This window comes from Clostridium ljungdahlii (assembly GCF_001636845.1).
Classification (GTDB): domain Bacteria; phylum Bacillota; class Clostridia; order Clostridiales; family Clostridiaceae; genus Clostridium_B; species Clostridium_B ljungdahlii_A.
Genome location: NZ_LITT01000062.1, coordinates 209,968 through 236,348 on the forward strand (window position 1 = coordinate 209,968; position 26,381 = coordinate 236,348).

General features: G+C 32.6%; 20 protein-coding genes and 1 pseudogene. 16 read left to right on the forward strand and 5 right to left on the reverse strand.

From position 1 onward, the window contains the following. Positions 1-73 precede the first annotated feature (73 nt). Positions 74-553 carry a DUF4883 family protein gene (locus WY13_RS17855; RefSeq protein ID WP_063556922.1) on the reverse strand — a complete coding sequence of 160 codons (480 nt, stop codon included), beginning with the start codon at positions 551-553 and terminating at the stop codon, positions 74-76. Between the two features lie 127 nt (positions 554-680). Between WY13_RS17855 and WY13_RS17860 the strand changes: the two genes are divergently transcribed. Continuing rightward, positions 681-1,502, forward strand: coding sequence for a Cof-type HAD-IIB family hydrolase (locus WY13_RS17860; protein ID WP_063556923.1), 822 nt, complete (start codon positions 681-683; stop codon positions 1,500-1,502). A 140-nt stretch (positions 1,503-1,642) separates the two neighbouring features. Then, positions 1,643-1,903 carry a metal-sensitive transcriptional regulator gene (locus WY13_RS17865; protein ID WP_063556924.1) on the forward strand — a complete coding sequence of 87 codons (261 nt, stop codon included), beginning with the start codon at positions 1,643-1,645 and terminating at the stop codon, positions 1,901-1,903. A 12-nt stretch (positions 1,904-1,915) separates the two neighbouring features. Here WY13_RS17865 and WY13_RS17870 read toward each other — a convergent pair whose 3' ends face one another. Then, entirely contained in the window at positions 1,916-2,392 is a 477-nt protein-coding gene (locus tag WY13_RS17870; RefSeq protein ID WP_192845056.1) for a threonine/serine exporter family protein, read from the reverse strand. Beyond that, on the reverse strand, positions 2,389-3,159 hold the full coding sequence (locus tag WY13_RS17875) for a threonine/serine ThrE exporter family protein (RefSeq protein ID WP_063556925.1): 771 nt from the start codon (positions 3,157-3,159) through the stop codon (positions 2,389-2,391). Before WY13_RS17875 ends, WY13_RS17870 begins: the two co-directional genes overlap by 4 nt. A 331-nt stretch (positions 3,160-3,490) precedes the next feature. On the opposite strand from WY13_RS17875, the gene glyA reads away from it, so the two are divergent. Further along, positions 3,491-4,735 carry a serine hydroxymethyltransferase gene (gene glyA, locus WY13_RS17880; RefSeq protein ID WP_063556926.1) on the forward strand — a complete coding sequence of 415 codons (1,245 nt, stop codon included), beginning with the start codon at positions 3,491-3,493 and terminating at the stop codon, positions 4,733-4,735. A gap of 89 nt (positions 4,736-4,824) precedes the next feature. On the opposite strand, the gene WY13_RS17885 is transcribed toward glyA, so the two are convergent. Next, positions 4,825-5,130, reverse strand: a complete 306-nt coding sequence (locus WY13_RS17885) for a MerR family transcriptional regulator (RefSeq protein ID WP_063556927.1) — start codon at positions 5,128-5,130, stop codon at positions 4,825-4,827. Between the two features lie 163 nt (positions 5,131-5,293). On the opposite strand from WY13_RS17885, the gene WY13_RS17890 reads away from it, so the two are divergent. Next, the gene (locus WY13_RS17890; RefSeq protein ID WP_063556928.1) at positions 5,294-5,536 is read left to right on the forward strand and encodes a hypothetical protein; all 243 of its coding nucleotides are present in this window, start codon (positions 5,294-5,296) and stop codon (positions 5,534-5,536) included. Between the two features lie 173 nt (positions 5,537-5,709). Then, a complete protein-coding gene (locus WY13_RS17895; RefSeq protein WP_063556929.1) occupies positions 5,710-9,480 on the forward strand; it encodes a phosphoribosylformylglycinamidine synthase in 3,771 nt (1,256 codons plus the stop codon). Between the two features lie 103 nt (positions 9,481-9,583). Here the strand turns inward: WY13_RS17895 and WY13_RS17900 are convergent, their stop codons facing one another. Then, positions 9,584-10,441, reverse strand: a complete 858-nt coding sequence (locus WY13_RS17900) for a MurR/RpiR family transcriptional regulator (RefSeq protein WP_063556930.1) — start codon at positions 10,439-10,441, stop codon at positions 9,584-9,586. A 308-nt stretch (positions 10,442-10,749) separates the two neighbouring features. On the opposite strand from WY13_RS17900, the gene WY13_RS17905 reads away from it, so the two are divergent. The 11 genes and pseudogenes from WY13_RS17905 to WY13_RS17955 all read left to right on the forward strand — a co-directional run bounded on the left by WY13_RS17905 (position 10,750) and on the right by WY13_RS17955 (position 26,233). Then, on the forward strand, positions 10,750-11,850 hold the full coding sequence (locus tag WY13_RS17905; protein ID WP_242866543.1) for a zinc-dependent dehydrogenase: 1,101 nt from the start codon (positions 10,750-10,752) through the stop codon (positions 11,848-11,850). A gap of 44 nt (positions 11,851-11,894) precedes the next feature. Further along, positions 11,895-13,433 (forward strand): FGGY-family carbohydrate kinase, encoded by a 1,539-nt coding sequence (locus WY13_RS17910; RefSeq protein WP_063556931.1) that lies wholly within the window; start codon positions 11,895-11,897, stop codon positions 13,431-13,433. Between the two features lie 36 nt (positions 13,434-13,469). Continuing rightward, entirely contained in the window at positions 13,470-14,501 is a 1,032-nt protein-coding gene (locus WY13_RS17915; RefSeq protein ID WP_063556932.1) for a 2-hydroxyacid dehydrogenase, read from the forward strand. Positions 14,502-14,573: 72 nt separating this feature from the next. Next, positions 14,574-15,470: a phosphogluconate dehydrogenase (NAD(+)-dependent, decarboxylating) gene (gene gnd, locus WY13_RS17920; RefSeq protein WP_063556933.1), complete on the forward strand. Its 897-nt coding sequence runs from the start codon at positions 14,574-14,576 to the stop codon at positions 15,468-15,470. Positions 15,471-15,954: 484 nt separating this feature from the next. Further along, on the forward strand, positions 15,955-17,280 hold the full coding sequence (locus tag WY13_RS17925) for a gluconate:H+ symporter (protein ID WP_063556934.1): 1,326 nt from the start codon (positions 15,955-15,957) through the stop codon (positions 17,278-17,280). Positions 17,281-17,334: 54 nt separating this feature from the next. Next, positions 17,335-18,855 carry a gluconokinase gene (locus WY13_RS17930; RefSeq protein ID WP_063556935.1) on the forward strand — a complete coding sequence of 507 codons (1,521 nt, stop codon included), beginning with the start codon at positions 17,335-17,337 and terminating at the stop codon, positions 18,853-18,855. A gap of 31 nt (positions 18,856-18,886) precedes the next feature. Continuing rightward, positions 18,887-19,810, forward strand: coding sequence for a phosphoglycerate dehydrogenase (locus WY13_RS17935; RefSeq protein WP_063556936.1), 924 nt, complete (start codon positions 18,887-18,889; stop codon positions 19,808-19,810). Positions 19,811-19,833: 23 nt separating this feature from the next. Further along, positions 19,834-20,481, forward strand: coding sequence for a bifunctional 4-hydroxy-2-oxoglutarate aldolase/2-dehydro-3-deoxy-phosphogluconate aldolase (locus tag WY13_RS17940; protein WP_063556937.1), 648 nt, complete (start codon positions 19,834-19,836; stop codon positions 20,479-20,481). A 179-nt stretch (positions 20,482-20,660) separates the two neighbouring features. Beyond that, complete coding sequence (locus WY13_RS17945) at positions 20,661-22,823, forward strand: DctP family TRAP transporter solute-binding subunit (RefSeq protein WP_063556938.1); 2,163 nt, start codon at positions 20,661-20,663, stop codon at positions 22,821-22,823. 319 nt (positions 22,824-23,142) lie between these two features. Next, positions 23,143-25,035: a DNRLRE domain-containing protein gene (locus WY13_RS17950; RefSeq protein ID WP_063556939.1), complete on the forward strand. Its 1,893-nt coding sequence runs from the start codon at positions 23,143-23,145 to the stop codon at positions 25,033-25,035. A gap of 125 nt (positions 25,036-25,160) precedes the next feature. Next, positions 25,161-26,233, forward strand: a pseudogene (locus WY13_RS17955) (glycosyltransferase). Positions 26,234-26,381 lie beyond the last annotated feature (148 nt).

Here is a 26,381-nt window from a genome sequence, read left to right on the forward strand (position 1 = left end):
GTCACCTTTCATTAAATTGATACACTAATAATATATGTGTATTTTAGTATCTGTGATACAATAATAAAGTACTTTAATACTCATTGAAAATATATTTTCCCAAATAATATAAATTTAATGAAGCAGGTACTTTACTCATATCTATATAATCTACAGGATAATTTCCGTCCCAAGGATATATTGATAGATATTTTTCGTTATATACGTTTATCACCAGTTTTTCTTTATTAAAAGTAAAATAAATTATGTAGGCAGTTTTTTGTGGAAGGTCTTTTGGCTTATTTATAAAACTAGTCTTATTTAGATACTTTAACATGTTTTTTATATCTGTAATATTTTCATCCTTTAGTTCTGTTTCATTGTGAAAGTTATTTTCTTCTATAATGCATTTTAAAGAGGAAGACATAGTAAGATTTTTAGCAAGTAAATTGGTATAATAAAAGTTGTTAGGTTTTTTTGTAGAAAACATGTAATTATCTAATTTATAACTGCATCCTGAAAATGCAATAATTATAATTAAAAGTGTACTTAAAAACATAAAAAATTTTTTCATTTATATCACCTGACAAAAGTATTCTAGATAAAGTTATGTTTGTATTTTGCAGTTTATACCATATAAGATAAAAATTAAAGAATTATATAAAAAAATTTTGATAGTTAAAAGGAGAGATGGGATACCAATGAATTATAAAATCATTGCAATGGATATGGATGGTACGCTTTTAAATGATGATAAATCTATATCCAAATATAATAAAGAAATGATACATAAAGCGATAAAATCAGGTGTTAAGGTGGTTATATCGTCTGGCAGACTTCCTGTAACATTAGGATTTTATATAGATACAGTATTTAAAAATCAGCCGGTAATATGCTGTAATGGGGCTATAATATTGGATGAAAATAAAAATATTATAAAATCCAATTTATTAGACAAAGAAGCTATTTTAAAAGTTATAGACATTTTAAGAGAAAAGAAGGATACATATTATCATTTTTACAGTGATAATATACTATATAGTGAAAGAGTTAGCCATGCTACAAGAAGGTTTTATAAATTTAATGAGAATATGGATAAAGATTTTAGACTTGAAATAAAGATTATAAAAGATTCTAAAGAGTTCATACAAAACAATGGTTCAGGTATAAATAAAATAGTAGTAATAGATGAGGACATAGATTATTTAAATGAGTTGAGGGAAAAGATAAATAAAGTATCTAAAATTGATACTACAAAATCAGATATACATAACATTGAAATAATCAGTAAAGGTGTTTCTAAGGGGAGTGGATTGAAGTTCTTGGCAGATTATTATCACATACCTATAAATGAATGTATAGCTGTGGGAAATGATGAAAATGATGAAAGTATGATAAAAGAAGCAGGTCTTGGAATTGCTGTAGCTAATGCCAGGGAATTTTTGAAAAAATCTGCAGGTTATGTCACAGAAAAGGATAATAATAATGGAGCAATAGGGGAAATTATAAAAAAGTTTATCTGAAGGTTATAATATGATTGACATTAAACTAAAAATGTAATTTTATTTAATATAGGTTTACTCAACTTTCACAGTTTAAAAAAATTTTATATGTGCGAAAGATAAGAGGTTTATTATTCTGAATTGTATTAGGGGTGATATTTTTGGAAGAAAAAAAACAAATTCAAACTAGATTGAAGAAGATAGAGGGACAGATAAAGGGTATTGAAAAAATGATTGAAAATGATATGTGTTGTAATGATGTTTTAATACAAATTGCAGCAGTTAGAGCTGCAGTTAACAAAGTGGGTGGAATGATTATACGAAATTATGCCAAAACATGTCTTTTTGAAGAAGGGGACACAAACTGTAAAAATGATAAAATAGAATCTTTAGTATCAACCCTCACTATGTTTTTAAAATAGAGATAGCTATATTTAACAATGCGATTTAAATTTTCTGTTCTTAAACAATTTCTTCTTAAAAAGTGAAGAAGCTTTAAAGACAGAGGATACAAAAAATACACCTACAGCTATAGTTCCTGCAGTAGCCAGTGTTTTAAGGCCGGTTGAAAGGGAAGCATTTATATCACCCTGTATAGATTGAAGCATTGTGTTATACATACCTCCTCCAGGTACTAGAGGAATAATTGCTCCTATGACGAAAGTTGTTACAGGTGTTTTTAACATACGAGCCATTATTTCAGAATAAATAGATGCAAATACTGAAGCTATGAAAAAGCAAGCTGCATTTGAAGAACTTATGTGAGAGGAGCTAATTAAATATACAAACCAGGTTAATCCACCTCCTAGGGAAGTAAATATTAAGTTTTTACCTCGTACATTCTCTAGTATATTAAAACCAAGGGTGGCAATTAAAGTATATACAGAATTTATTATTATACTTGTTATCATAATTTAAATCCTCCCAAAATAATCCACAATCGCAGTATAACACCAGTACCTGCTGCAATTGCTACTGCAACTAAAAAAGCTTCTAGTCCCCTTGAAATTCCCGAGATTAAATCTCCTGATATTGTATCTCTTATAGCATTGGTTATTGCAAGACCAGGGACTAATAGCATAATAGAACTTATTATTATGGTATTGGTATGGGATGCTATATGAAGTTTAGTACACATAAGTGCTATTAAGGTAGCAGTAGCTCCACATATTATGTTTATGAAAAATTCATTTGCCTGAAGAGAATTAAGGCCTGTAGAAATTAGGTTTATAAGGCAGCCTATAATAAAAGATATTATGAAATCTACTATATTACCTCCATAGGCTAGACAAAGAAAACTTACGGCAACTCCAGAAAATAGAACATTTGATCTAAAAGGATAAGGTTTCACTGAATCTATTTTAGACAACTTGTTCTCAATTGAATCTAGAGTATAGCATTGATCTTTAATATGTCTGGAAACGTTGTTTACTTGAGATATTTTTTCTAAGTTTAAAGTTCTTTGTTTTACTCTTTTTACAATGGATATTGTCTGATCATACTCATCTGATGCTGAAACTATAATTACATTCAAAGTTACAAAGGCATCTACATCACATATGCCATAATTTTTACATATTCTAGTTATAGTCTCTTCTACCCTATATATTTCAGCTCCACTTTTTAGCATTATTTTTCCTGCATAAGCAGCTAAATTTATTATTCTATTTATATCCATATTTAATCTCCCTATACAAAAAATAAACTATGCATTCATGTAGCATAAAAATTCTATCACCTTATAGCAATAATGGCAACACTGGAATATTAAAAATTTAACTTTATCACATATAAAATTTTAATTTAATATAAAAGCTTTACAAAGCAATTTAGTTGACAGTTGAAAATTGTCGGTGAAGGTGGATTTTTCCCATACTGTCAATTCGAAAACTATACTTGTGTAAAAGCAACTTATAAAGTAATATATTAATAAAGTTAAGCGCTATGCAGTATAATTCTTTATTATAGGTAATTATACTGAAAATTTTTAAAAAAAAGGGGAGAATAAAATGGATTTTAGTAGTCTTAAAAGTGGAGACAATGCTGTTTATGAAATAATTAAAGAAGAGTATAGAAGACAGGAAAATGGTATAGAACTTATTGCATCAGAAAATTTCACTAGTAAAGCTGTAATGGAAGCAATGGGTTCTTTTCTTACAAATAAATATGCTGAAGGGTATCCTGGAAAAAGATATTATGGAGGGTGCTTTGTAGTTGATAAAGTTGAAAATTTAGCTAAGGAGAGAATGAAAGAACTATTTGGAGGAGAACACTTTAATGTTCAGCCTCATTCAGGGTCACAGGCTAACATGGCAGTTTACATGTCAGTTTTGAAACCAGGGGATACGGTTATGGGAATGAATTTAAGTCATGGAGGCCATTTAACTCATGGAAGTAAAGTTAGTTTTTCAGGAAAATTATATAATTTTGTTTCCTATGGGTTAAGCAAGGAAACAGAGAGAATTGACTATGATATGATAAGAGAACTAGCACTTAAACATAAACCTAAGATGATTGTTTCTGGAGCAAGTGCTTATTCAAGAGAGATAGATTTTAAGGCAATAAAAGATATATGTGATGAAGTTGGAGCTTATATGATGGTAGATATGGCTCATATTGCAGGGCTAGTTGCAGCAGGAAAGCATATGTCACCAGTACCTTATGCAGACTTTGTTACTACTACTACACATAAGACACTTAGAGGACCTAGGGGAGGAGCTATAATTTGCAAAGAAAAATATGCTAAAGACCTTGATAAAACTATATTTCCTGGCATACAAGGGGGACCTTTAATGCATATTATAGCAGCTAAGGCAGTTTGTTTTGGTGAAGCATTAAAAACTGAATATAAAGAATACATAGATCAGGTTGTTAAAAATGCAAAAATTTTGGGAGAAGAGCTTACAAAGTATGGATTTAGACTTGTAAGCGGTGGAACCGACAATCATCTTCTTTTAGTAGATCTCACCAATAAAAACATAACAGGAAAGGACACTGAGGAAATCCTAGAAAAAGTAGGCATAACAGTAAATAAAAATGCAGTTCCTTTTGATAAATTGGGGGCAAATATTACAAGTGGAATTAGAATAGGCACTCCAGCGGTAACTACAAGAGGCTTTAAAGAAGAGGAAATGAAGAAAATAGCTTATTTTATAAATAGTACTGTAGAGAACAGAAATAGAGACCTTTGTAAAATTAAGGAAGAAGTAGTTGAACTATGTCATAGGTTTCCACTATATAATATGAATTTATAAGCAGAGGCTTTTATATCTTTAGCACAATATAATAACTAATTATAAGTCATGTCAGAAACGTATCTTTAAACAGGTATGTTTCTGACATGCTATTTTATGTGGGTGTCCAATATATTTAATCTTTTCTGAATTATATCATGTACATTTAAACCATTTTTAAAATCTTTTATCATACAGCCTTCTTTAATGATTTCCTTGATATCATCAAGTGACATGCCTATTTTTTTGAAAAATATCAAACACTCTAGATACTTTATATCTGATTCTGTAAAGATTCTAACTCCATTTTTGTCTCTTTTTAACAATGGTAAAAATCCTATCTTTTCATAATATCTTATAGTATAAGATGTGAGACCTGTTGCATTTGAAACATCTTTTATCGAATAATATTTCATTATAAATACCAACCTTTCTGATATCTCAATTATATAATAGTTTGTTAAATACTCAACTTTCACGCATATAGCATTTTGAAATTAAAATAATATTTTATTATGTTTGTACATACAATTTATATTAAAGAAAGTATAAAGGAAGTATAGTGGGGAGGATATTATTATGATAAAAAGGGGAAGTTTAATTGAAGTGGAAAATACGAAATATTATGATAACGGGCAAATAATTAAGGTATTTTCAAGAGGTGCATGTTTAAGAGATTGTGAGATGGGAGAACAGGCAGAAATAATTACTTTTACAGGACATGTAATTAAGGGTATAGTATCCCAAAATAGATGCTGCTATAATAGACATTATAACTTAGGCAAAAATGTAAAGGAAGTACTGTCAATTAAGGTTCATTAAAGATAAATAAACTAGCATAACAGCTAGTTATTTTTTATATAATTAACGAAAAATATAATAATTTACACCTAGATTGTTCACAATGATATGTATGTATGGTATAATATTTACGAACTATTATGATGAAAACGCAATAAACGTTCGAAAAAAATCAGTAGTGAGGAGAGAGTACAATGAGTGTTAAAAGACTATTTGTAGAGAAGAAAAAGGGATTTGACATAGAAGCTCAAGGTCTTATGAAAGATATTAGAGAAAGCCTTAATATTCATGATTTAGAAAGTATAAGAGTAGTAAATCGTTATGATATAGAAAATATTGATGATAGTGAATATGAAAGATCAAAGTATATAATATTTTCAGAAAAAACTGTAGATGAAATATATGAAGAAGAATTACAAGCTGAAACGAATGCTAAAATTTTTGCCGTAGAATATCTTCCAGGTCAGTATGACCAAAGAGCTGACTCTGCATCTCAATGTATTCAAATATTAACCCAAAGTGAGAAAACTCAGGTTAAATCTTCAAAAGTATACTTGCTTTATGGAAACATATCTAAAGAACAATTTATGAAAATAAAAAATTATTGTATAAATCCAGTAGATTCCAGAGAAGCTTCTTTGGAGAAAATAGATCATTTAAGTGAAAAATTAGACGCACCTTCTTCTGTAAAAGTTTTGGATGGATTCATAGAAAAAAGTGATGATGATTTAGAGGACATTTTAAATTCACTTGGTCTTGCTATGAGTTTGGAAGATTTGATTTTTTGCAGAAGTTATTTCAAAGAAGAAAAGAGAAATCCTACTATAACTGAAATTAAAGTTATAGACACATATTGGTCAGATCACTGCAGACATACTACTTTTACTACTGAATTAAGTAATGTATCCATAGAAGACGGAAAGTTTTCCAAACCTATAAAGAAATCCTATGAAAATTACTTGAATTTAAGAGATGAGATATATGGGGAAAACAAAAAAACTGAATGTCTTATGGATCTAGCTATTATTGGAATGAAAAAGCTCAGAAAAGATGGTAAATTAAATGATCTAGACGAATCAGATGAAATAAATGCCTGTAGTGTAGTTGTAGATGCTGATATAAATGGAAAAACTGAAAAATGGCTCGTAATGTTTAAAAATGAAACTCATAATCATCCTACAGAAATAGAACCTTTTGGAGGAGCGGCAACTTGTCTTGGAGGAGCAATTCGAGATCCTCTTTCTGGAAGATCCTATGTGTATCAAGCTATGAGAGTTACCGGAAGTGGTGATCCTAGAACCAAAATAGAAGATACTATAAAAGGAAGGCTTCCTCAGAAAAAAATAACTTTAGGAGCAGCCTCTGGATACAGTTCTTATGGGAATCAAATAGGCCTTGCAACGGGTATGGTTTCTGAAATATATGATGAAGGCTATAGGGCAAAGAGAATGGAAATAGGTGCTGTAATAGGCGCAGCTCCGTTTGAAAATGTAAAAAGGGAAGAACCAAAACCTTCTGATGTGGTAATACTGTTAGGAGGAAGAACTGGAAGAGACGGATGTGGAGGCGCAACTGGATCTTCTAAAAAACATACAGAAACATCACTTATTACCTCAGGAGCTGAAGTTCAAAAAGGTAATCCTGTTACAGAAAGAAAAATTCAAAGACTTTTTAGAAAATCAAAAGTCAGCAAGATGATAAAAAGATGTAATGATTTTGGTGCAGGTGGAGTTTCTGTAGCTATAGGAGAACTTACAAGCGGGCTTAAAATAAATCTGGATTTAGTTCCTAAAAAATATGAAGGATTGGATGGAACGGAACTTGCAATATCGGAGTCTCAAGAACGTATGGCTGTAGTTGTATCAAAGGAAGATGAAAAGAAATTTATAGAATATGCATCAGAAGAAAATCTTGAAGCTACTACAGTAGCAGAAGTTACAGATGACGAGAAGCTTAAAATGTATTGGAAGGGAAAACTTATTTTAGATTTAAGCAGAGAATTTTTAGACACTAATGGAGTTAGGGCAACTACGGAAGTTGTTATAAAGGCCCCAGAAGAAAATAGTTATTTTGAGAGCAGCAAACAGTACAAGAATATGAATGACGGCGAGATTTTAAATAAGTGGATTGAAACACTAAAGGATTTAAATGTATGCAGCCAAAAAGGACTTGTAGAGAGATTTGATAGCACAATAGGTGCTTCTACTGTATTTATGCCTTTTGGAGGAAAGTATCAAGATACACCAATAGAAGCTATGGCTGCAAAATTGCCAGTATTAGATGGTAAAACAAATACTGCTACTTTAATGAGTTTTGGATATAATCCGGATATAGCTAAGTGGAGTCCATTCCATGGAGCTTTGTATGCGGTAGTTGAATCTGTAGCTAAAATTGCAGTTTCAGGTGGAGATGTTAATAGTATAAAGCTAACTTTTCAGGAGTATTTTGAAAGACTAGGTAAAGAACCTATTAGATGGGGAAAGCCACTTTCTGCCCTTTTAGGAGCATTACATGCTCAGAGAGGATTTGAAATAGCGGCAATAGGTGGAAAAGACAGTATGTCTGGAAGCTTTAAAGATATGGATGTACCACCTACTTTAGTATCTTTTGCTGCAGCACTTGGGGAAGCAGATAAACTTGAGTCTCCTGAATTTAAAGGATACAGAAATAATGTAATACTTTTGAAAGCCTCTAAAGATGAATTTGAGTTGCCATATTTTGAAGAACTTAAAAAAATGTATAGTGTTGTAAGTTCTATGATAAGAAAAGGCGAAATATTAGCAGCTTCTACTGTTAAAACAGGAGGAATATGTGAGGCTGTAAGTAAAATGAGTTTTGGAAATAGGATAGGAATGAAATTTACAGAACCTATGAAAGGTGAAGAAATTTTTGCACCAGATTATGGTTCCATAGTTGTAGAAATGGATCCATCTGTAGACTTTGAAAAGAGCTTTAATGGTCTTTCTTATAAGATTCTTGGTGTTACCCAAAAGGAACAAAATATTAGTGTAAACGGAATTAAAATGAATATTTCAGATATGATAGGATATTGGGGAAAAACTTTGGAAAGTGTATTCCCTACACATACTGAAGTTGAAGATAAAAAAATAAAGTTTGAGCGTTTTGAAAGCAATCATAAAAGTTTTCCAGTTGTAAAAGCTTCTGTACCTAAAGTTATTATACCTGTATTTCCTGGAACTAATTGTGAGTATGATTTGGGAAGGGCTTTTAAAAATGCAGGAGCAGAAGTTGATACTGTTGTAATTAAAAACTTAGCTGGAAATCAGATAGAAGAATCAGTAGATCGAATAGTGAGCGGAATAAATTCGTCTCAGATTATAATGCTTCCAGGTGGATTTAGTGCAGGAGATGAACCAGATGGATCAGGAAAGTTTATTGCTACTTTTTTTAGGAATCCTAAAATAGCAGAAGCTGTAATGGAGCTTTTAAATAAGAGAGACGGACTTATACTTGGAATATGCAATGGCTTTCAGGCACTTATAAAATTAGGACTGTTACCTTTTGGAGAAATAAGGGATATAGATGAGTCATGTCCTACCCTTACGTATAATAAAATAGGAAGACATGTATCCTGTATAGTAAATACTAGAATTGTTTCAAATTTGTCTCCATGGTTTAGCAATGTATCTGTAGGGGATGTACATTCAATACCTGTTTCCCATGGAGAAGGAAGATTTATAGCAAGTGATTCAGTAATTAAAGATTTAAAAGATAAAGGTCAAATAGCTACACAGTATGTAGATTTTCAAGGAAATCCAAGTTATGACATAAAGTTTAATCCAAATGGGTCATGTTTTGCTGTAGAAGGTATAACAAGTCCTGATGGAAGAATACTTGGGAAAATGGGACATTCAGAAAGAATTGGAGAAAGTGTCATAAAAAATATTCCAGGAGTAAAAGATCAGAAATTATTTGAAGCAGGTGTAAATTACTTTAAACTATAAAGTATAGTTATGGACATATAGACTAATTTTAATATAATTAAGAAGCCTACGGTACTTTTAACAGCAGCCGTAGGCATTTCTAATTTGTTAATTACTTATAGTTTTAATATCTCTTTACCGCTATGCCAGCTCTTATTTTGTCAAGATTATTTAAGGTTATATCCAGTCTTTTTAAAGCAACACTCACAAATAGACTATTAATTAATACTAATGATGTAATTCTTGATTCCATAGCTTCACTTCTTACCATTGATTCTTTGCCATATGATGTTAATAATATATCCGAAATTTTCTGAAGCGGAGATTTTTGGTTGCTTGTTATAGAAATGATTTTAGCACCATTTTTCTTTCCTACTTTTATAGAATCGATTAAGTCTTTATTGCTTCCTGAAGTAGAAAATGCAAATATCACATCATTTTTTTCAGCCATAGCAGCATACATAACTTGCCAATGAGAATCAGAATTGCAAACACAAGGTATACCTGTTCTTATAAACTCATGATATGCATCCAGAGCAACTATCCAAGAACCTCCCATTCCAAAAAACATTAGCTTTTTTGCATTTAATATCAAATTTACCGCTTTTTCCATTTCCGTACTTTCATTCATGCTTATGGCTTTTTGAATACTATGTATACTTGAACTCATGACCTTTTGCATTATTATATACATATCGTCATTTTCTTTAATACCTTCAAAGATATTTTCAACTGGTTTGACTATTGTACTAGCTAGGTTAATTTTAAGATCCTGATAGCCTGTATAGCCTAATTTGTTGCAAAGCCTGAAGATTGTTGTTTCACTTACCTTACTTACATAAGCAAACTCGGTAATAGAAAAATGGATAATACTTTCAGGATTTTCCAGAATATAGTGCGCCGCTTTTTTTTCCGCAGTTTTTAAATTACTATAGATTGCTCTAATTCTTGCTAAACAATCACCAGCTTCTATATTATCCATAATTGCCTCCTTATAATTATTATTTAATTTAGATGTAAAATTTTTAACACATAGCTAATTATAGCACAAACATTAATGTAGTGTTTATAAAACGCTAGCGTGAACAGTGTAATAGAATTTTATACTGTGAATCATGATTTCCCAATACTTTTAATAACAAATATTAAGATAACATGAAAAAAATATTTTTTATACTTGATTATTTTATACCGTATGATATACTAAATGTGAAAATAATTTCCGCAATTTATTAAATTATATAATAAAATAAATATCTAGCTAGAAGGCAGCTAGAAAGAAGGGAATGAATGTATATGAAAGCAGCTATGTATAAAGGAATTGGAAAAATAGAGCTTGAGGAAATAGCAAGACCTAAAGTTGAAAAAGGAACGGTATTAATTAAAGTTAAGGCATGTGCAATTTGTGGTGGAGATTTGAGAACTTTTAAATTTGGACATAAAGCTATAAAACCACCTATTGTTTTGGGACATGAAATTGCAGGAGAAATTGTTGAAGTTGCATCTGATATAGAAAAATATAAAGTTGGTGATCGTGTAATCGTTGCACCAGCTATAGGATGTGGATCGTGTTCGTATTGTTTATCAGGATGGCAGAATATGTGTTATCATCGTACTACTATTGCCCATCATTATAATGGAGGCTTTGAAGAATATATGCTTATACCTGCAGCTGCAATCAAAGCAGGTAATATTAATTATATTCCAGATGAAGTAACATATTTAGAAGCATCTCTTGCAGAACCACTGGCATGTGTTTTAAATGCACAGGAAGTTATAAACGTTGGATTAGGAGATACGGTAGCTGTAATAGGTGCTGGCCCAATAGGATGTATGCATGCAGAAGTTGCCAGGGCAAAAGGGGCAGGTAAAGTTTTCTTAATAAATCGTAGTGAAGGGCGTTTGAAAGCAACAAGAAAATTTGGTTTTGATGAATATATATGTTCAGGAAAAAAAGATGCAGTAAAAGCTGTTATGGATTTAACAAATGGACTTGGTGCTAATATAGTAATTGTTACTGCTGGTTCACCTGAAGCTGAAATAATGGGACTTAATATGGCAAGTAAAATGGGTAAAGTTTGTTTCTTTGCAGGATTGCCTAAGGATCAGCCAACGGTTAATCTAGATTCCAATCTTTTGCATTATAGACAGATTACTGTTTATGGAACATTTTCTTCGGCACCGCGTCATAATGCACTTGCATTAGAAATGATACGTAGTGGAAAGGTTTCTGCTAAGGATATATTAACCCATGTTGTAACACTTGATAAAATAATTGATGGTATGAAATTAGTAAAGAATAGAGAAGCATTACGTGTTAGTGTGGCGCCTTGTATAGATGAAATAAATGATGAATTTAATAAACTTCCAAATGTAAAGATTGTTAAGTAGTATGACTTAAAAAAGATTAATGTATTTTCGTGAGGGGAAAACATATGCCTTGTTTAGTGGGAATAGATGTTGGAACGACAAATTGTAAGGCAGTAGCTTATGATATAGATGGGTCTATAAAAGCTATTGCAAAGCATAAAACGATTACTTATTATTTGGAAGATAATTGGACTGAATTTGATCCTGGACAATTATGGGAGGCAATTCAAACCATATTAAAGGACCTTTCTAATCAATTAAAAGGCGAAAGTATTGATGGAATTGCAATTGCTAGTATGGGAGCTGCTGGTGTACTTTTAGATGAAAACGATAATTGGATTCATCGTTCAATAACCTGGTTTGATACACGAACTAAACAAATAGCTGATTGGTGGAGAAAAACACTTGGGGATGAGAAAGTATATTCTATTACGGGTTTTGTTCCAAATCCTATGGCTGGAATAACTAAAATACAGTGGATTAAGAATAAAATGCCTGAAAAATTTAATAAGGTAAAACACTGGCTGTCTATGCAGGATTATATTGCATATCGACTTACAGGAAAAGCTGGAGTGGATTATTCAATAGCTTGTCGTACAATGGCAATGGATTTAAAAAATAAATGTTGGTCAAAGGAGATTCTTAATCATGCTAACATTCCTGTTGATATATGTTCAAATTTAAAAAGATCTGGGGAGTTAGTTGGAAGAGTAAGCAATAAATCATCTTTACTAACAGGAATTAAAGAAGGAACTCCTGTATATGCAGGGGGAATGGATTATGTATGTGGTGCATTTGCTTCTGGATTATGCGAAAGTGGTGAAGTACTGAGTGCAGTTGGAACAAGTGAGCAAATCTTGATGGTAACCGATGAGCCTGCTAATGATATAAAGAATATTAAAACAAATTTTACATGTGTCAATTATGTAGTAAATGATAAATACTATATCGGAGGACAAGTTATTTCATCAGGCGTAATTTTAGACTGGTTCTGTAATGAAATAGCTAAAAAGAACGTTTCAGAGTTAATTTCTGAAGCTGAAAAATCACCTATAGGTGCACATGGAGTTATGATGCTTCCACATTTTCGTGGGAAGTATGTACCAGGGGCAGATCCACTTTCTAAAGGTGCATTTCTTGGATTAACCACATCACATACACGCGGTGATGTAGTGAGAGCTATTTTGGAAGGACTTTGTTATGAATCTACTCTTATAATAGAAAATTTACAAGAAGTAACTAATAAAGAAATAAGTTGTGTACATGTAGTAGGAGGTGCTGTAAATTCACCTTTCTGGATGCAGCTAAAAGCTGATATATTAGGTAAAACTATTATTTGTCTAGATGTACCAGAAGAAGTTACACTAGGTGCAGCTATGATTGCTGGTATAGGCAGCGGAGTATACAGTAGTCCATCTGATGCAATACAGAAAACCCGTAAAAATGAGACAATATATAAACCAGATGCAGAATGCCATGAAAAATATCATATGATTATGGATGAAATTTATAAGCATATTTATCCTGCTTTAAAGGAAACAAATTACAGAATAAATCGTATTTCAGAAATACTTAATAAAAAATACTTAATGAAAGATGATTAATCAGTAAAAAATAAAGGAATAGGAGAGGAATAGAAAATGAAATTTTTAGTTGTAGGAGATCCTATGTTATCTTCAAAAACATTGAGTGGTGCTGTACATGATATTTTTGGCAGCGATACAGAGGTAAAGGAAGTAGATTGGAAACCAGCAAGCGACGATGAGTTCTGGTATTTGAGAAGTCAAGTAGAAAAACTTGGACCAAGTGCAGGAAAACCGCCTAAGGAATTAGACGAAGCAGTTAAAGATGTAGATGTAATTATTACTCATCATACACCTATAAGTGAAAAATTGATAAATGCAAGTAATGCATCTTATATAGGTGTTTGCAGGGGCGGAGTTGAAAACGTAGATGTTAAAGCTGCAAAGGCAAAGGGTATCAAGGTAATGAGAACTATGGGACGTAATGCACAAGCTGTTTCTGATTTTACTATAGCTCTTATGCTGGCACAACTTCGTAATGTGGCAAAAGGTCATGAGGCACTTATTAAAGGAGAATGGAGAAAGAAATATGCTAATTCAAGTTTTATGGGTGATATGGCTGATAAGACAATAGGATTAGTTGGATTTGGTTATATTGGAAAACTAGTTGCCCAAAAATTATCAGGATTTGATGTAAATATTGTTGTTTACGATCCTTTTGTAAAAGAAGATGTATTAGAAAAATACAATGTAAAAGCAGTTTCATTGGAAGAGTTATGCAAGCAATCAGATATAATTAGCGTTCATGCAAGACTTAGCGAGGAAACTAAAGGACTTATTGGTGAAAAGGAACTTTCATTAATGAAACCTACTGCATATTTAATTAATACAGCTCGAGCAGGTTTAATTAATGAAGCAGCATTAATCGATGCACTGCAGCAGCATAAGATTGGTGGAGTAGCACTTGATGTATTTTGGACTGAACCATTACAAAAAGACCATCCATTACACAAATTGGATAATGTAACAATTACACCACACCTTGCTGGTGCGACAAATGATACTTTTAACAAGACTCCATACTTGTTGTTAAAAGAATTTAAGAAATATTTAGAAACCCATGAAGAATCAAGCTGGTTGGTTAAATAAGAAGCAATTTTTATAACTATGAAATTGGTTTAGTGGTAATAGATTTTTATACTAGATTTTGGAGGGATCTTAATGAATGTTGGATTGATTGGACTTGGAAAGATGGGATATAATCTTGCATTAAATATGAAGGAGCATGGGCATGACATTACTGCATATGATTGTGATGCACAAAATGTTAAAGAAGCTGAAAAGGATGGATTGACTGGTGCACATAGTGTTGAAGAATTGGTTGCCAAACTTAAAGGAAGAAAAGTTGTTTGGCTTATGGTACCCGCAGGAAAACCAGTGGATACTTTAATAGATGATCTTTTGCCTCTTCTTAATAAGCATGACATAATAATTGATGGAGGTAACTCTCATTATAAAGATACTTTGAGAAGATATGAAAAGATTAAGTTAAAAGGAATAGATTTTGTAGATGTTGGAACAAGTGGGGGTATTAAAGGTGCAAGATATGGTGCATGTACAATGATAGGTGCACAAGATGAAGTCTTTGAGTATATTGAACCATTAATCAAAGATATAAGTGTAGAAAATGGCTATTTGCATACAGGTGAAAATGGATCGGGACATTTTGTAAAAATGGTTCATAATGGTATAGAGTATGGAATGCTTGAAGCAATTGGAGAGGGATTTGAAGTCCTTGAAAAAAGTCAGTTCAACTTTGATTTTAAAGAGATAGCTCGAGTATGGAATTATGGATCAGTTATTCGTGGTTGGCTTATGCAGTTAATGGAAGATGCATTCAAAAATGATCCGAAACTCAGTTCAATAAAAGGAATAATTCATTCTAATGGTGAGGGGCTGTGGACAGTGCAGGAGGCATTGGATCTCAAGGTTTCTGCACCGGTTATAACTGAGTCTTTATTCACAAGATTTCGTTCAGAAGAAGATGATACATTTACAGGTAAAGTAATAGCTGCACTGAGAAATGAATTTGGTGGACATAATGTAGAAAAAAAATAGTTTGAATTTAATTATTATAAATTAAGGGCTATTTATATGATTTTTAAAATAGCCCTTAATTTATTAGTGCCTATCTTATTGTAGAGTATTTAAAGTTAATATGCTTTAAATCTTTTTAAGAGCATTTCTAATTGTATTTATCATTTTTGGTATATTTAAAAATATGTTATTAAATTTGTTATATAGAGATATAAATTTAGCAAACAAGAAAAAAATTTTTTTACAAAAATGTTTTTTATATTGAAAAAAAATATATGCATGATATACTATTTATAAAAGAAATATCTTTCGCATATTTTATATGTAAACGTATATTTGGGTTAATTATGAAAAAAATTTTTTTAAAGGGGATGATCTATATTGTGAATCAAGTTATTGAATTAAGTATTAAAGACAATATTATATAGACAAGCAAGCATTATATATTTGGGAATTGCGTAAACGGTTTAAAAGAAAAAATATTATAGAAAAGGGGAGTTGAATTATGCCTTTATTAATAGTTGCATTAGGAATATTATTATTGCTAATTCTTATGATGAAATTTAAAGTAAATGCAATGATTTCATTGATAGTTGTTTCAATTGCTGTTGGTATAATGGAAGGAATGCCTTTACCAACGGTAGCTACTTCAGTTGAGAAAGGAGTTGGATCTACATTAGGTAGTCTTGCATTATTACTAGGATTTGGTGCTATACTTGGAAAACTCATGACTGATTGTGGTGGAGCACAAAGAATAGCAATGACACTTATAGATAAGTTTGGCAAGAAAAGAATACAAGCTGCTGTTGTACTAACTGGTTTTATAGTTGGTCTTGCAATGTTTTATGAAGTTGGTTTTGTTTTGCTGATACCATTGGTATTTACTGTAGCATTAGAAGCTGATCTTCCTGTTCTTTATGTAGGAATTCCTATGGCCATAGCACTTTCTGTTACTCATGGATTTTTACCGCCGCATCCTGGACCAACAGCTATAGCTAGTGTTTACAAGGCAGATCTGGGTAAGACTCTTGTATATGGTATTATTGTAGCAATACCAACAGTAATAATTGCTGGTCCTCTTTTTACTAAGTTTATAAAATGTGATAAAAAAGTAAGCGATTTGCCAAAAGGTTTGTTTACTGCAAAGATGTTTAAAGAAGAGGACATGCCTGGTTTTGGAATAAGTGTATTTACAGCTTTAACTCCAGTAATTTTCATGGCATTGAATGCTATTGTAAAGCTTACTTCACTTAAAGATACTGTTTTTGCTAAATTTACTGGTTTTATTGGAGAACCAACAATTGCACTTTTACTGTCAGTACTAATTGCAATATATACTTTTGGTTTAGCTAGAGGCAGGAAGATAACTGATATTATGAAAACTTCCGAGGAATCAGTAAAGACTATAGCTGTAATAATGTTTGTAATAGCAGGTGGTGGAGCATTTAAACAGATACTAATAGATAGTGGTGTAGCTGGTTATATAAAGGTTTTAATGAGTGGAAGTACTATTTCACCAATACTTATGGCATGGCTCATAGCTGTTGTAATAAGGCTTGCAGTAGGATCAGCTACGGTTGCTGGAATGACTGCAGCAGGAATGGTATTACCGATTATAACAGCAACACATGCAAGCCCTGAACTTATGGTTCTTGCAACTGGAGCAGGAAGCTTGTTTTGTTCACACTTGAATGATGCCGGATTCTGGATGGTTAAGGAATACTTTGGATTAACGGTCCCTGAGACTTTGAAAACGTGGTCAGTAGCGGAAACAATTCTTTCGGTTTGTGGTTTGATAGGCGTCTTGCTATTAAATATGGTTGTTGGATAAAATAGGACAATCCATACGATATAGGATTTTATAAAATTAAGAAGGTGTAGTAACTTGAGTGAAAAGGTTTATTTGGGAATCGATATTGGAACTAGTGGGATAAGATCAAATGTATTTGATATAAAAGGTAATCAAATTGGCTTTGATTATAAAGAATATCCGACTATTTGCACTGAAAAAGGAATGTTAGAACTCGATCCTGATGTTGTATTTAAATCACTTGTAGAAGTAGTTAAGAATTCTATTGATAAATGCAATTTATCATTTAATGATATAAGATCTATTGGTATGAGTTCTCAGATGCATAGCTTTCTTGCAGTAGATAGAAATGGAAATAATCTTACAAACGTTATTACATGGGGTGATACAAGATCTATAGGTGAAGCAAGATTTATAGAAAAAAATTATGATTGCAATAAATTGTACAGAAAAACTGGCTGCAGGGTACAGCATCCAATGTATCCTCTGAGCAATATACTGTGGGTTAAAAATAAAATGCCACAAGTTTTTAAAAATACTTATAAATTTGTCACTATCAAAGAATATATTATTTTTAAACTGAGTGGTAAATTTGTAATTGATGTTACGGATGCTTCAGCAATGGGCTGTCTGAATATAAATAATTTTCAGTGGGATGAAGATATTTTAAAAAATATATTGCAAATAGATTCAGATAGATTTGGTGAAGTCAAGGAATGCACCTATGTAGTGCCAGGCATTAAAAGTGAATATGCACGGCAAATGGGAATAAAAATTGATACGCCGATAGTAATAGGATCAGGCGATGGAATAATGGCAAATATAGGATGCGGAGGCTTTGACGATACCTCGATGTCATGTACAATTGGCACCAGCGGAGCTTTGAGAATTGCTGTAAACAAACCACTTTTTGATGAAGAACAGAGGACGTGGTGTTACTGCTTTACTAAGGATACATGGGTAGCCGGTGGAGCAATAAATAATGGAGGAATAGTTCTCAAGTATTTTAGAAACCAATTTAGACAGCAGTTTGAAAAAGAAGCTTCTGAAGCTAAATATGATAATATTTATCATCTTTTTGATTACTATGCTTCACAGATAGATCCTGGGAGCAATGGATTGACCTTTTTACCATTTATAACAGGAGAGAGAGCACCTGGTTGGAATGCAGATGCAACCGGGTCATTAGTTGGATTAAGGTTTATGCATGATAAAAGGCATATTATAAGGGCATCTATGGAAGGTGTTATTTATAATATGTATTCAATATACAGGATGATAGAAAAAATTGATGGCAATGTAAAGCAGATAATTGCAAATGGCGGATATGCAAATTCAGATATATGGCTGCAAGTTCAGGCGGATATTTTTAATAAAGAAATAGCAGTTGCAGGAATAACAGAAGCTTCTGTTTTTGGGGCAGCATATACCGGAATGGTGGCTGTGGGAGATATAAGAAGTTTGAAGAATCCCATACTTAAGATGAAACCTGTTAAAGTGATAAAACCAAATAGTAAAAATGTTGAAGTCTACAAGGATATGTATAAAAGATTTTTAAATTACTATACAACTATTTTGGGAAAACAATTATTTTAATTGTGTCAGTATTGGAAAAGAGGTAGTAAATATGGCAAAGATATTAATTACGCCAAGGTCATTTGGTAAGCATAGTAAGGAACCTTTTGAATTACTCAAACAAAAAGGATTTGAACTTGTTGTAAATCCATATGGGAGAATTTTGACTCAAGATGAAATGATTAAAGAAGTTTCAGACGTAGATGGGATTATTATAGGAGTAGATCCATTAAATGCTGAAGTTTTAAAACATGCAAAAAAATTGAAAGTAATATCAAAATATGGTGTTGGAACTGATAATATTGATCTTGATTATGCAAAAAATAACAATATAACTGTTACTATAGCAAAGGGAGCAAATTCAGATGCAGTTGCTGATTATGCATTTGCACTTATGATTTCAGTTGCAAGAAAAATTGTTCCGATAGATAGAGGTTGTAGAAAACTTGATTGGAGTAAAGTTACAAGTATTGGCATGCATGGAAAAACACTTGGATTAATTGGACTCGGGAATATCGGCAAGGGAGTGGCAAAGAGAGCTAATGGTTTTGGTATGAAAATTTTAGCTTATGACGTATATAAAGATAAGGAATTTGCTTCTAAAAATAATGTAGAGTATGTAACTATTGAAAAAATATTAAAGGAATCTGATTTTATTAGTATTCATCTTCCGCTAACTAAAGAAACAAAATATATAATTGGAGAAAAAGAATTAAATATGATGAAAGAGAATGCGGTAATAGTAAATACTGCGAGAGGTGGATTAATAGATGAAAATGCACTATATGATGCATTGAAAAATAATAAAATTTGGGGTGCGGGTATAGATGTTTTTGAACAGGAGCCACCTAAAAATAAAGAACTGCTTGATTTGAACAATATAGTTGTAGGTTCACATTGTGCAGCATCAACGTTTGAGGCAGTTGACAATATGGGAATTATGGCAGCAAACAATATTATTGAAAATATAAAATAGAAATTATAAAGGGGAATCAGACAATGAATAGGGTTAGGGCAATAATGAAACTGGCGCAGGAAGGAATTGTAGCAGTAATAAGAGCAGATTCTAAAGAACAGGGACTAAAAATAGTTGATGCTGTAAAAAAAGGTGGCATCAAGATGCTTGAAATTACAATGACTGTGCCGGGTGCAATAGATATAATAAAAGAACTTGCCGAGTATTATAAAAATGAAGATGTAGTGATAGGTGCTGGAACTGTACTTGATACAGAAACTGCAAGAGCTTGTATACTTGCAGGAGCAAAATATATAGTTAGTCCAAGCTTTAATGCAGATGTTATTAAGTTATGCAATAGATATCGTATTTTAGTAATGCCTGGTGCCATGACTGTAAAAGAGGCAGTTGAAGGTTTGGAAGCAGGAGCGGAAATAATAAAGATCTTTCCGGGAAATGTTTTCGGACCTCAAATAATTAAAGCTTTTAAAGGACCTATTCCACAAGGTAATTTCATGCCTACAGGCGGAGTGAATTTAGGTAATGTAAAGGAATGGATAAAATCAGGAGCTATAGCTGTAGGTACAGGTGGAGATTTGACAAAAGGCGCTAAAACAGGTGACTATGAATTGGTAACTGAGACTGCAAAGAAATTTGTACAAGCAGTAAAAGAAGCAAAGGAAGGTAAATAGAACAATAATTTTCTATAATGAATTATATGTATTTATCACCCCTAACATGTTTATTTTGTAAATATAGATGTTAGGGGTGTTGCTAACAGTACATATTAAGACATAAATTGACTTTTGATAAATAAAATTTACAATAATAGTTAATAATTACATATAAATGATTAGGGGGGTGATGTCTTATGCAAAAAAATTACCTAAAAGTTTTTTCAGAAATATCAGTTGTATTACTAATTGTATTGTTGATTCGCATGCTTATCTTTGATTTTAATTTGTGTAATATAATTATTGCATTTTTTGTTTTGGCTCTGTACTTTATCTGTTTCATTACATTACATCGTAGTGCTAAATCTCTAAAAAATGTCTGTAAACAAGTTTCAAATATAAAAGGAGGAGATTTGACGGTTGCGATTGAGTCCAGGTCAAACGATGAACTGGGTATGATAGGAGATTCAATTAATATTATGCTCGAAAATTTACGTAACCTGCTGAGTTTGATCAACGATGAGGCAGAAGAAATGTCTAAAAAGAGTGTAGAATTTGCCTCAGTGTCTGATGAAACAAACCGAGGCATAAAAGTAATTTCAGCCACAATATCTGAAATTGCTGCAGGGTCTCAAGAAACTGGCGGCATGGCAGTTGAAGCTGCAAATAAGAATAGTCAAGTTTTTGAACTGGCCGAGAATACTGCAGAAGAGTCAAAAAAAGTACTTGAAAGTACGCGAAATGTTCTTCAATCGGCAAAAGAAGGCCAAATGCTGATTGAAAAATCAGTATCGGTAATAAATGATATATCCAATGTTACCGACAATAATACAAAACTTGGTAATGAATTAAAAGATAAATCAACTGAGGTAAGTGGAATTGTTGATCTAATAAATAGCATTTCAGATCAAACTAATTTGTTGGCGTTAAATGCTGCGATTGAAGCAGCAAGAGCTGGAGAACATGGTAAGGGTTTCGCAGTTGTTGCTGAGGAAGTTCGTCAATTATCCAATCAATCGCAGCAGGCAGCAAAAAGAATAAGTAAAATAATAGAAGGTATGCTTTTAGATACGTCACAAGTAGTTAAGGCATTTGGAATTATGAGTAAAAGTACTGTCTCGGGTGTAGATACTATAAATAAAGCAAAGTGCAATTTTGAAAGTATTATAAACAGCATTGAAAAATCAAGGGAAAAACTACAGCAAGTGGTTACTCATGCGAATAATCAATCAAAAGCTACCAACGATTTGATGTCTACAGTGCATAATGTAGCTGCTATTGCGGAAGAATCTTCAGCTTCCACGCAAACTGTATCTGAAAATAGTGAACAAATTTCTAAATCAATCGCTTCAATAGCTGGAAATGCAAAGAAACTTTCAAATATGGCCGGCAATTTGGAGCAGGCACTTTTCAAATTTAAGTTTTCAAATGTGAGAACTCTCAGAGTTGGCTTTGAAATGACGAATAATTCTATATGCTATGCCGGTATGGAGAGATTTGGACAGGCATTGGAAAAACGTACCGATGGCCGGTATAAACTTAAGATTTACCATAGTGCACAACTTGGAACAGGTATGGATATGATAGAGATGTTGGGTAAAGGTACTCTTGAAATGACATATCCGTCGTTTTCAACATTGGCTTGCTTTGACAAGAGATTTATGATATTTGATTTTCCTTTTATATTCAAAAACGAGCATATAGCAGACAAAGTACTTAATGGTACTTTTGCAAGAAAGTTATTGGATATGCTTGAGGAATATGGATTTTATGGACTTGCATTTGCTGAAAATGGTTTCAGGGATACTACCAATTCTGTACGTCCCATAACAAAATTAGAAGATATTAAAGGTTTAAGAATCAGGACAATGGAAAATGATTTGCATATTGATACCTGGAAGTATTTAGGCGCAGAACCTGTACCACTTCCTTATGCAAAATTATATAATGCAATGCGTAAAAAGGAAATAGATGGCCAAGAGAATCCTGTTACGGCAATTTACGGTGATAGATTTGACGAGGTTCAAAAGTATTTGACGTTGACCCATCATGTATATTCACCATTCGTACTTATGTATTCAAAAAAATTGTGGGATACGGTTCCGGAAGACGATAAAAAAATCATTATAGAATGTGCCAAAGAAGGAGCACTTTATACTACAGAGGTTAATAGAAAGAGAGTTGACAGATGTTTATTGGAATTAAAATCCAGAGGAATGAAAGTTGATTCTATAAGTCCGAATGAAATGGTTAAAATTAAGGATGCTGTCAAACCTGTTGTTGATAAATACAAAAATGAAATCGGTAAAGAATTAGTAAAAGAGCTATTTGATGAGATTGAAAAAGCTGAAGGAATATAGAAAGCAGCTTCTATTAATTTTTAAACTAATACTTAAACACTATATTAAAACATAGCCTTAACTTTAAAGAAACCCTATAACTGACAAATTCACATTAATATTCATTGTAGAAAGTTTCAAATTTGTTTTTTAAGCAATATAAGCATAACAAATTTGAGACTTTTTGCATATAATTTTTTACCACTTTTCAAGTGATAATTAAAAATCTTATAAACTTAGTGTTTTTTTGTATCCTATTTTAGTGCAAAAACATATATTGTAATAGCATAATTATAGAACAGCATAATGACAAAAGAAAATAAAAGGAGGAGATGAATTTATGCCATTTATACAAGTTAATCCTAGTGATGATGCATATATATCTCTGTTAAATCCTAATACGAATTTTGGAATTTCAAGTCTTTTATTTACAGGGATATTTGTTCAACCAAACGATATATTTAGAAGTTTATTAAAATTTGATTTATCTGCTATTCCTCTAGGAAGTAATATATTACAAGCCTCGCTAAAATTATTTGTTTTTAGAAAAGATTTACCAGATACAGTATTGTCACCACAAACTGTTAGTGTATTTACGAACACAAGTGACTTTTCTCAAAATACGGTTACGTGGAATAGTGCACCTGGATTGAATCCAACATCGGATTTTGTAAATGTAACAGATGCCGATGTTGGTAATTTTATAAGTATTGATATAACTAATATAGTAGCTAGCTGGGTTAATGGCTCAATACCCAATAATGGAATTACTTTAGTTGGAATAGAAAATATTATTGATTCTATAATAGGCTATTTTTCCAAAGAGTGGTTTGTTTCAAACCAAATTCCATTCTTAAATATAGAATATACTGGAGTAGTTCCTACAGGAATTACAGGTCCAACAGGAGCAACCGGACCTACTGGATCAACAGGAGGCACAGGACCAACTGGAGTAACTGGGCCAACTGGAATAACTGGACCAACAGGGGAGACAGGAGCAACGGGAGTAACAGGAGCAACAGGAGTAACCGGGCCAACTGGAGCAACAGGTCCGACAGGAGAGACAGGAGCAACCGGAGTAACTGGAGTAACCGGACCTACTGGGGCAACTGGAGCAACAGGCCCAACTGGAGAGACAGGACCAACTGGAGCAACAGGACCAACTGGAGTAACAGGAGCAACAGGGATAACAGGTCCGACAGGAGAGACAGGACCAACCGGAGTAACTGGAGCAACAGGTCCAACTGGAGACACAGGAGTAACAGGGGCAACAGGAGTAACTGGATCTACTGGGGCAACTGGAGCAACTGGAGAGACAGGAGCAACCGGAGTAACTGGCCCAACAGGAGAGACAGGTCCGACAGGAGAGACAGGTCCGACAGGAGACACAGGACCAACAGGAGTAACTGGAGCAACAGGCCCTACTGGAGTAACTGGAGCAACAGGCCCTACTGGGGCAACTGGAGCAACAGGCCCAACTGGAGAGACAGGACCAACTGGAGCAACAGGACCAACTGGAGTAACAGGAGCAACAGGGATAACAGGTCCAACAGGAATAACAGGTCCAACTGGAGCGACTGGAGTAACCGGTCCAACAGGTCCAACGGGAGAAACTGGAGCAACCGGAGAGACAGGCCCAACAGGAGTAACAGGAGTAACTGGCCCAACTGGAGAGACAGGTCCGACAGGAGACACAGGACCAACAGGCCCTACAGGAGTAACGGGAGCAACCGGAGTAACTGGCCCAACAGGAGTAACCGGAGCAACAGGAATAACAGGTCCGACAGGAGAGACAGGACCAACCGGAGCAACTGGCCCAACAGGAGCGACTGGTCCTGTAAGTATATTGTCTTCTTTAGAAAATAGTACAGCTAACGTAATCACTGGTACCCCAACTCCACTTCTTTCTCAGACAATAAGTACGACTGGACAGGAATTAAAATTGGATTCCATGGCAGAATTGAATATAATAGTAACTACACTGGGTTCTTTTTATAATTATTCAATTTTCTATGAATTACGTGACAATGCAACTACTATCGCTTCAGTAACAATTAATAATGCAGGTATTGGTAATTCATCTTTAGAAGCACACACGGAAATTCCTAATTTGACATGGACTCAAACTCCTACAGCGGGTTCCCACACTTATGATATTCAACTCACACTTACTAGTGCTACTAATATCACAAGTGTTACTGCAACTACTAAAGCATTGAATATCATGGGATAGAGTATAATATAATTCATACTGGCTATTTTTTAAAATGGCCAGTATTTTTTAATGACATAAAGCTTGTATCATCTTTTTTTTGTTTTCATATTATATAGCGTACTAAATTTTAAGGAAGTGATTATATGATAACTGTAAGTTTATGTATGATAGTAAAAAATGAGGAAGATACTATAGGAAGATGTCTAGATTCTGTAAAAGAGGTAGTAGATGAGTTCGTAATAGTAGATACAGGATCTTCTGACAATACTAAAAATGTGATAAAAAAATATACTAATAATATTTATGATTTTAAATGGATTGATGATTTTTCAGCTGCAAGAAACTTTGCATTTAGTAAAGCAACTAAAGAGTATATTTTCTGGTTAGATGCCGATGATATACTACTTCCTGAAGATATAAAAAAGTTTAAATTTTTAAAGAAAAATTTAGACACCTCCATAGATTCTGTAACAATGAAATACAATATAAGTTTTGATGAATATGGGAATATAACTACAAGCTATCGACGTAATAGATTAGTCAAAAGAGAAAAAAATTTAAATGGATTGGATTTGTCCATGAGTATTTAGAAGTGTATGGAAATATAATTAATAGCGAAATTAGCATAACTCATAAGAAAATAAACTATTCTCCTAACCGTAATCTTGAGATTTTTCGAAATAAATTAAAAGAAGGTGTAGAGTTTACTCCTAGGGATATATTATACTATGGAAATGAATTATACGAACATGAAATATTTGAAGAAGCTTTAAAATATTATAATAGTTTTTTAGATTCAAAAAAAGGATGGTATGAAGATAACATTTATGTTTGCGGAAATATATGTGATTATTATCAATCAATTAATAATGGTGAGGAATCCCGTAAATATGCCTTTAAAAGCTTTGAATATGATGCTCCGAGAGCCGAAGCATGTTGTAGACTTGGCTTTTCTTTTTTACAAGAAAACAAGATTAATCAAGCAATATTTTGGTATGAAACAGCTGCAAACCTGAAAAAACCAAAAGATAGTTTAGGATTTTTTAATGATGCCTGTTGGACATGGCTTCCGCATTTACAATTGTGTGTTTGCTATGACAGATTAGGTAATCATAAATTAGCTTATGATCACAATGAAGTGGCTAGTAAGTTTATACCTAATAATAAAAAAATACTTTATAATAGAAAGTATTTTAAAAGTATAGGATTAAAATGATAATTTAAGTAATTTATGTTTTTCTCTAAATTAGTATATTTTTAAAAATAAAAGCTAGTAAAAAAAGTCTGTAAGTATAGTTTTCTATGATAAATCAAAATATCATAGAAAACTGTTTTATTATGGGAAAAAGAGCAGTATAGATACT